Annotated in this window: 8 protein-coding genes; 4 read left to right on the top strand and 4 right to left on the bottom strand. The window is 74.6% G+C overall.

From position 1 onward, the window contains the following. Positions 1-560, bottom strand: a 560-nt coding sequence (locus ACFQ87_RS40265; RefSeq protein WP_380615927.1) for an NAD(P)-dependent oxidoreductase, incomplete at its 3' end; no start/stop codon positions are given. A gap of 65 nt (positions 561-625) precedes the next feature. On the opposite strand from ACFQ87_RS40265, the gene ACFQ87_RS40260 reads away from it, so the two are divergent. After that, positions 626-1,525: a LysR family transcriptional regulator gene (locus ACFQ87_RS40260; protein ID WP_380615923.1), complete on the top strand. Its 900-nt coding sequence runs from the start codon at positions 626-628 to the stop codon at positions 1,523-1,525. 123 nt (positions 1,526-1,648) lie between these two features. Continuing rightward, positions 1,649-2,209, top strand: a complete 561-nt coding sequence (locus ACFQ87_RS40255) for a DUF664 domain-containing protein (protein ID WP_380615922.1) — start codon at positions 1,649-1,651, stop codon at positions 2,207-2,209. A gap of 9 nt (positions 2,210-2,218) precedes the next feature. Here the strand turns inward: ACFQ87_RS40255 and ACFQ87_RS40250 are convergent, their stop codons facing one another. Both ACFQ87_RS40250 and ACFQ87_RS40245 read right to left on the bottom strand, forming a co-directional pair. Next, entirely contained in the window at positions 2,219-3,715 is a 1,497-nt protein-coding gene (locus ACFQ87_RS40250; protein ID WP_380615921.1) for an alpha/beta hydrolase, read from the bottom strand. A gap of 124 nt (positions 3,716-3,839) precedes the next feature. After that, positions 3,840-4,733 carry a LysR family transcriptional regulator gene (locus ACFQ87_RS40245; protein ID WP_380615926.1) on the bottom strand — a complete coding sequence of 298 codons (894 nt, stop codon included), beginning with the start codon at positions 4,731-4,733 and terminating at the stop codon, positions 3,840-3,842. Between the two features lie 153 nt (positions 4,734-4,886). Between ACFQ87_RS40245 and ACFQ87_RS40240 the strand changes: the two genes are divergently transcribed. Further along, positions 4,887-5,678, top strand: coding sequence for an alpha/beta fold hydrolase (locus tag ACFQ87_RS40240; protein ID WP_380615920.1), 792 nt, complete (start codon positions 4,887-4,889; stop codon positions 5,676-5,678). A 9-nt stretch (positions 5,679-5,687) separates the two neighbouring features. On the opposite strand, the gene ACFQ87_RS40235 is transcribed toward ACFQ87_RS40240, so the two are convergent. Next, positions 5,688-5,819, bottom strand: coding sequence for a hypothetical protein (locus tag ACFQ87_RS40235; RefSeq protein ID WP_380615919.1), 132 nt, complete (start codon positions 5,817-5,819; stop codon positions 5,688-5,690). 27 nt (positions 5,820-5,846) lie between these two features. On the opposite strand from ACFQ87_RS40235, the gene ACFQ87_RS40230 reads away from it, so the two are divergent. Then, positions 5,847-6,359, top strand: a complete 513-nt coding sequence (locus ACFQ87_RS40230; RefSeq protein WP_380615918.1) for a cupin domain-containing protein — start codon at positions 5,847-5,849, stop codon at positions 6,357-6,359. Positions 6,360-6,518: the final 159 nt, after the last annotated feature.

Genomic DNA, 6,518 nt, shown 5'->3' with positions numbered 1-6,518 from the left:
ACGCCCAACTCCCCGGCCGCTGCCAGCACTTCGCCCACCACCGTGACCGAGGCCACGATCGCGCCGATCATCACCACCTTCAGTGCCGCCCCCGCACCCGGGCCGCCGCAGCGCCGCACCCGGCCCAGGTGCTCCAGGACGGGCCGGGCGCGCTCCAGGTCCGCGTCCTCGCCGCCCGCGTACACCGCCAGGTCCCCGCTGGCCGCCGGGCCCACACTGCCCATCACCGGCGCGTCCACCATGCCCACGCCGTCCGGCAGTTGGGCACGCAACTCGGCGACCGCGCGCGGCCCGACCGAGGACATGTCGATCCACAGCGTGCCCGGAGCCAGGGCGGCCGTGAACCGCCCGGCCACCTCGGCCAGCGCCGCCGGGTCGGACAGCATGGTCACCACGACGTCCGCCCCGGCCACCGCCTCGGCCGGGCTCCCGGCCTCCGCGAGGCCCTCGGCACGGCCGGGCGAACGGTTCCAGACGGTCAACGGGTAGCCGGCGGCGGCGAGGCGACGGGCCATCGGCTGCCCCATCCGGCCCAGCCCCAGAAAAGCGATCTTCTCCATGGCCACCACGCTAGGCAGCCACCAGCCAGGCGACAAACGAATGTCTCGCATGATAGCCATGCGGAATGGACATGGCTTGGCTGGACGTCTTCCGCACCGTCGCCCACCTGGGCTCCTTCACCGCCGCCGGGGAGCGCCTCGGCTTCACCCAGTCCGCGATCTCCCGGCAGATCGCCACCCTGGAAACCGAGTTGGGCACCCCGCTGTTCGACCGACTGGCCCGCGGCGTACGGCTCACCGAGCACGGCCGCACGCTGCTCCCGCACGCCGAAGCCCTGCTGGACCGCCTGGACACCACCCGGCGCGACCTCGCCGCGCTCACCGACCTGAGCGCCGGACGGCTGCGCGTGGGCGCCTTCGACAGCGCCAACGCCGAACTCGTCCCCCGCGCCCTCGCGGCCTTCCACGCCGACCACCCGCACGTGGAGATCGGCCTCACCGAGGGGCTCTCGGCACACCTGCTGGACCAACTGGCCGACGCCGCGATCGACCTCGCCGTGGTCGCCACCTACGCCACGGACCCCGAAGACGCCTACGACACCGCCCAGTTCGACCTGCGGCCCCTGCTCGACGACCCGGTGCTGGTCGCCCTGCCGCGCGGCCACCGCCTCGCCCGCCGACGCCGCCTGCGACTGGTCGAACTCGCCGACGAACCGTGGATCGCCGCCCGCCGCCACCCCGAGACCACCCTGCTCGCCGCCTGCCTGCGCAGCGGCTTCCAACCCCGGATCGAGTACGCCGTCGGCGCCTGGACCGCCAAACTCGGCCTGGTCGCCGCCGGGATGGGCCCCACCCTCATCCCCTCCCTGGCCGCCCGCGCCGCCCGCCCCGACATCGCCCTGGTACCCCTGCACCCGGACGACACCCCCGTGCGGCACGTCTACACCGCGACGCGAAGGGGACAGCGCACGGCGCCGGCGGTCGCCGGGTTCCTGCGGTTCCTGCGGGCGGGGGCGAGGAATTAGAGACCGCGCTCGCGGCCGTGCTCCTCCCCGGTTCCGGAGTCCTCGAATGTGTTCATGGGGCCGTCAAGCAGCAGGCGGTAACTCGATGGCGGGAGGAGGCCGTTGCGGGAGAGCATGCGAAGTATGACCGAGCAGACCGAGCGATGGACCCAGGCGAGCGTCTACCCCGACATGTGGGCCGATCCGGCCGACGACCCCCGCGACAGCGACGGCCCCCCGCCGGACGGCGAACTCGCCACACTGGCGGAATATCTGACCAACTACCGCATCACCGTGCGGATGAAGTGCGAGGGCCTGAACGCCGGGCAGCTGGCCCGGCGCTCGGTGCCGCCGTCGACGATGTCGCTGCTCGGGCTGGTGCGGCACCTGGCCGAGGTGGAGCGCGACTGGCGCAACTGGATCACCGACGGCGAGCCGCTGCCGAAGCTGTACGGCGCGCGGGACGCCGACTTCGACGAGGCGGTGGCCGATGCGGCCGTGGTCGAGGCCGCGTGGCGCGACCTGGCGCGGGAGCAGGCCGCCACCGACGCCGCGCTGGCCGAACACCCCGACCTGGGGGAGCGGTTGGGCAAGCGCGGGATCGCCGTGCGGGAGCTGCTGGTGCACCGCGTCGAGGAGTACGCCCGGCACTGCGGGCACGCCGACCTGCTGCGCGAGTGCGTGGACGGCCGGGTGGGCCAGTGAGGGCGGCGCTCAGCAGGTGGCGTCGGCCGCGGGCAGGGCGCCGGTCAACAGGTAGGCGTCGACGGCCTGTTGGGCGCACGGACGGTATCCGTTGAGGTAAACGGTGTGGACCCGGCCGGGGACGGTGAGCAGCCGGGAGCCGTTCATCCGGGCGTGCAGGGCGAGGGCGCCCGGGTAGGGGGCGTGGGTGTCGCCGGTGGACTGGATCTGCAGCGCGGGCACCGCGTTGCGCACCTCGACGAACGGCTCACGCGGGGCCCGGCGCCAACTGGCACACGGGGTCGGCGCGTTGAACACCGGGCCGAAGACCGGCTGGCTGGGGCGGGAGCGTTCGACGGCCTCGCGGTACCACCGCTGCGAGCGCGGCATCGCGACATCGTCGCACAGGATGCCGATCGCGGCGGCGAGGTCGGCGCCGCCGTCGGGGTCCGGGACGAGGACGGTGGTCAGCAGCTCGTGCAGGGCCGGGCTCGCCTGGACGGGCTTGCCGTCCGCCGCGTCCAGCAGTTGGCGCAGCACGCCCGCGTAGTCGGCGCTGTCGCGGTCGTCGCCCTGACAGACGGTGAGCAGGAACGGCAGCAGGTAGCCGTCGAGTCGGAAACCGTCGACCGCGATCGGCGCCGCCTGCGCGCGGCGGACCAGGCCCTCGACACCGGCCCGCACCGCCGCCGGGGTGGCGCCCAGGCCGTACTGGCCGTCGCGCGGCGCGGCCCAGGCGGCGAAGTCGTCCAGCGCCCGTTCGTTGGCCGCGCCCATGTCCTGGAACGCGTGGATGCCGTACCGGGCCGGGTCCAGCGCGCTGTCCAGGACCAGGCGGTCGACGCGCTGCGGGTACAGCTGCGCGTACACCGCGCCCAGCAGCGCCCCGTAGGACTGGCCGAAGAAGGAGGTGCGCCGCTCGCCGAGGGCCGCGCGCAGCAGGTCGACGTCGCGGGCGATGTTGCGGGTGCTCAGGTGGGGCAGCAGGTCGGGGTACTTGTTCCGGCAGGCGTCGGCGTCGGCCTTGGCGAGGCGCCAGGCCTGCCGGAAACCGGCCGGGTCGGTGCCGACCGAGCGCAGCCAACTGCCGTGGTTCAGACCGCAGTCGAGTCCGCCGCTGGCGCCGACGCCGCGGGTGTCCATGCCGATGATGTCGTAGGCCGCCGCCGTCTCGGGCGCCATCCGCTCGCGCAGTGCGGCGGGCATGTCCAGCCCCCGGTTGCCGGGTCCACCGGGATTGGTCTGCAGGATGCCGCGCCGCTTGGCGGGGTCGGCGGCGCGGATGCGGGAGACGGCGAGCGCGAGGGTGCGGCCGGTGGGCTCGCGGTAGTCGAGCGGGACGGTCAGCGTCGCGCACTCGGCCCCGGCAGCGGCCAACTGCGGCCCCTGGCAGGGCTTCCAGGCGAGCTCCTGGTGGCGCAGGCGGTCCAGCGGATCGGCGGCGGTGGAGGCCGAGGCGGAGGCGGAAGGGGCGGCGAGGGAGGCGGACAGGGCGAGGGCGGCGGCGAGTACCAGCGCGGTCTTCATACCGCCCACTTTAGACAGCTCCGATGGACCGTCAGTTATGGCTCTTTTCACCACCGTTGACGGCAGCCGCCGAGGCGGCGGCCCGGCGGGGACCAGGGCGGCGGCCCGGGAAGGCAGGCGGAACCTAGAGCCCGGCCGCCCCCGCGATGCTCCGGCAGGCCTCCAGCAGCGGCGCCAGCCGGCGCGAGGACGCGGTGGGGCGCACGGCCAGATAGGTCCGCAGGGCCAGCGGTTCGGCGAAGGGGCGGAACACCGTACGGCCGCTCGGCAGGACCTCGGCCTGGGAGGCGTAGAAGACCGTCCAGCTGGGCCGGCCCGCGCCGATCGCGGCCAGGGTGTCCTGGTCGGTGGTGAACTCCGGCCCGAGCAGCGGCTCCACGCCCGCGGCCCGGCAGGCGCCGGTGACCAGGTCCACCAGGTGCGGGTTGGCCTCGCGCGGCGCGATCCGCGGCGGCAGCGCGGCCAGATCCGCCACCGCCACCGCCTCGGCCGCGGCCAGCGGGTGGTCCGCCGGCAGCGCCGCCACCAGCGGATCCGGCCACACCGGCAGCAGTTCCAGGCCCGGGCTGCGGTCCAGGCCGCGCACGAAGGCCGCGTCCAACTCCCCGTCGCGCACCTGCTGCAGGCGCACCGACGCCCGCGCGCTGCACAGCTCCACCGCCAGCTGCGGGGCCTGCTCGGCCAGTGCCGCGAGCAGGCGCTCCAGTCGCGCGCCCAGCCCGATGTTGGTGCCGATGCGCAGCACCTGCGCCAGCTCGCCACGCTGCTCGGCCATCGCCTCGACGGCCGCCCGCTCGGCCGCCAGGATCGCCCGGGCGTGCGGCAGGAACGCGCCGCCCGCCGCCGTCAGCGCCACCGCGCGGGTCGTGCGGTCGAACAACTCCACACCCAACTCGCGCTCCAGACGCCGCACTTGCTGACTCACCGTCGGCTGGACGATGCGCAGCCGCTCGGCCGCCCGCCCGAAGTGCAACTCCTCGGCGACCGCCAGGAAGTACCGGACCTGCCGCAGCTCCACACCCGCCCCCTCATTGATCACGATTCCTGATGAGTGTAGGAGCCGGATGCGCCTTGGACAGGCGCGCCCCACGCGGTGGACTGGACCCCGTCAGCAAGAACCCGGCACACCGGCCCGGCACCCGGGCCGCGACCGACCGAAGGGGCACCGACCATGCCGTACGCGACCGTCCAGGGCACCCGACTCTTCTACCGCGACCACGGCGCCGGCCGCCCGCTGGTGTTCGTCCACGGCTGGGCCACCAGCGGCCAGGTGTGGGAGGCCCAGCTCGCCGACCTCGCCGCCGACCACCGGGTGATCGCCCTCGACTGCCGCGGCTGCGGCCGCTCCGACCGCCCCGAGGACGGCCACACCCTGGCCACCAACGTCGCCGACCTGCTCTGCCTGATCGACATCCTGGACCTCGACTCACCCGTCCTGGTCGGCAGCTCGATCGGCGCCACCTTCGCCCTGGCGGCCGCCGCGGCCGCACCCGAACTCGTCGGCGGGGTCGTCTCCGTCGACGGCTCCGGCCACTGGCCCGGCACCGGCATGGTCGCCGAACTGCGCGAACTCAGCGCCCGCCTCGCCGCCGACCGCGCCGCCCTGGTCCGGGAGTGGATCCCCACCTGGTACGGGACCGCGGCAAGCCCCGAACTGCACCAGCGCACCATCGCGCAGATCCTCGACTCCAGCCCCGCCATCGACAACCTCTTCACCGAAGCCGCCACCTACGACCCGCGCGGCCTGCTCCCCACCCTCGACCTGCCCATCGCCTTCCTCCACGGCGACCAGGAGACCCAGATCCCGCTGGAGGTCTCCCGCACCCTCGCCGACCTCGCCCCGCACGGCAGCCTGCACATCGTCGAGGACTCCGGCCACATGATCCACGAGGAGCAGCCCGCCGCGTTCAACCGGCTGCTGCGCGCGGTGGTGCGGGACATGGCGGGCGCGGCGGCCGGGTGACCCCCGGGCTCAGGCGGGCCCGGCGGCGCGCCGGCGCTCGAACCCCTCCGGGGTGCGCAGGCCCAGGTCGGCGCCGGTCTGCCACGGGCCCCGCGAGCGGAATTGACCCGCAGAAATGATGATCGATTGCCCCATCGTCATGGGTCTTTCCCCGCCTAGCCTGGTCACATGACGACGATGAAGAACACCGCCCCCGCCCCCGCCCCCGTCCTGGCCCGCCGCGCCGAGGCCGAGACCTGCGCCGACCCGAGCGCCACGATGACCCTGCTCGCCGAAACGGCCCCCGGCGAGGGCGGCTTCACCGTCTACCGCTCCACCTTCGCCGAGGGCGCCGTCGGGGCCCCCGCGCACCTCCACACCCGGGCGTGGGAGCTGTTCTTCGTCATCAGCGGCTCGCTGCGGGTGCTGGTCGGCGAGGAGGTCACCGTCCTGGACGCGGGCGACTTCCTGGCCGTGCCCCCGCACACCCCGCACGCCTTCGCCGCCGCCCCGGGCGCCGAGGCCGACGTGCTGTTCATGTTCACCCCCGGCATGGACCGCTTCGACTACCTGCGCCTGCTGGGGCGCGTCATGCGCGGCGAGAGCGACCCGGGCGCGATCGCCGCCTCCGCCGAGCGCTTCGACAACCACTACGTCGACAGCCCCGCCTGGCGTGCCGCCCTGGCGGGCACCACCGCCTGATCGGGGCCTCGACGGGCCGGGGCGGGCCGGGTGTGGAACGGTGGAAGACCCGGGGGACCCGGTCGCGAGAGGAGTCGCCATGTCGTCGAAGCGCCGCCGCAAGAAGAAGGCCCGGGCCAGGCGCGGGGCCAACCACGGCCGCCGCCCCCAGTGCTGAGC

Origin of the sequence: Kitasatospora sp. NPDC056531, assembly GCF_042794375.1 — a bacterium.
Lineage (GTDB): Bacteria > Actinomycetota > Actinomycetes > Streptomycetales > Streptomycetaceae > Kitasatospora.
This window is presented reverse-complemented; position numbering and strand designations above follow the sequence as displayed.

Excerpts from the sequence above, each read along its gene's own strand:
- ACFQ87_RS40260 (WP_380615923.1), top strand. The coding sequence starts at position 626 with ATGGACATGGCTTGGCTGGACGTCTTCCGCACCGTCGCCCACCTGGGC.
- ACFQ87_RS40255 (WP_380615922.1), top strand. The coding sequence starts at position 1,649 with ATGACCGAGCAGACCGAGCGATGGACCCAGGCGAGCGTCTACCCCGAC.
- ACFQ87_RS40250 (WP_380615921.1), bottom strand. The coding sequence starts at position 3,715 with ATGAAGACCGCGCTGGTACTCGCCGCCGCCCTCGCCCTGTCCGCCTCC.
- ACFQ87_RS40240 (WP_380615920.1), top strand. The coding sequence starts at position 4,887 with ATGCCGTACGCGACCGTCCAGGGCACCCGACTCTTCTACCGCGACCAC.
- ACFQ87_RS40235 (WP_380615919.1), bottom strand. The coding sequence starts at position 5,819 with ATGACGATGGGGCAATCGATCATCATTTCTGCGGGTCAATTCCGCTCG.
- ACFQ87_RS40230 (WP_380615918.1), top strand. The coding sequence starts at position 5,847 with ATGACGACGATGAAGAACACCGCCCCCGCCCCCGCCCCCGTCCTGGCC.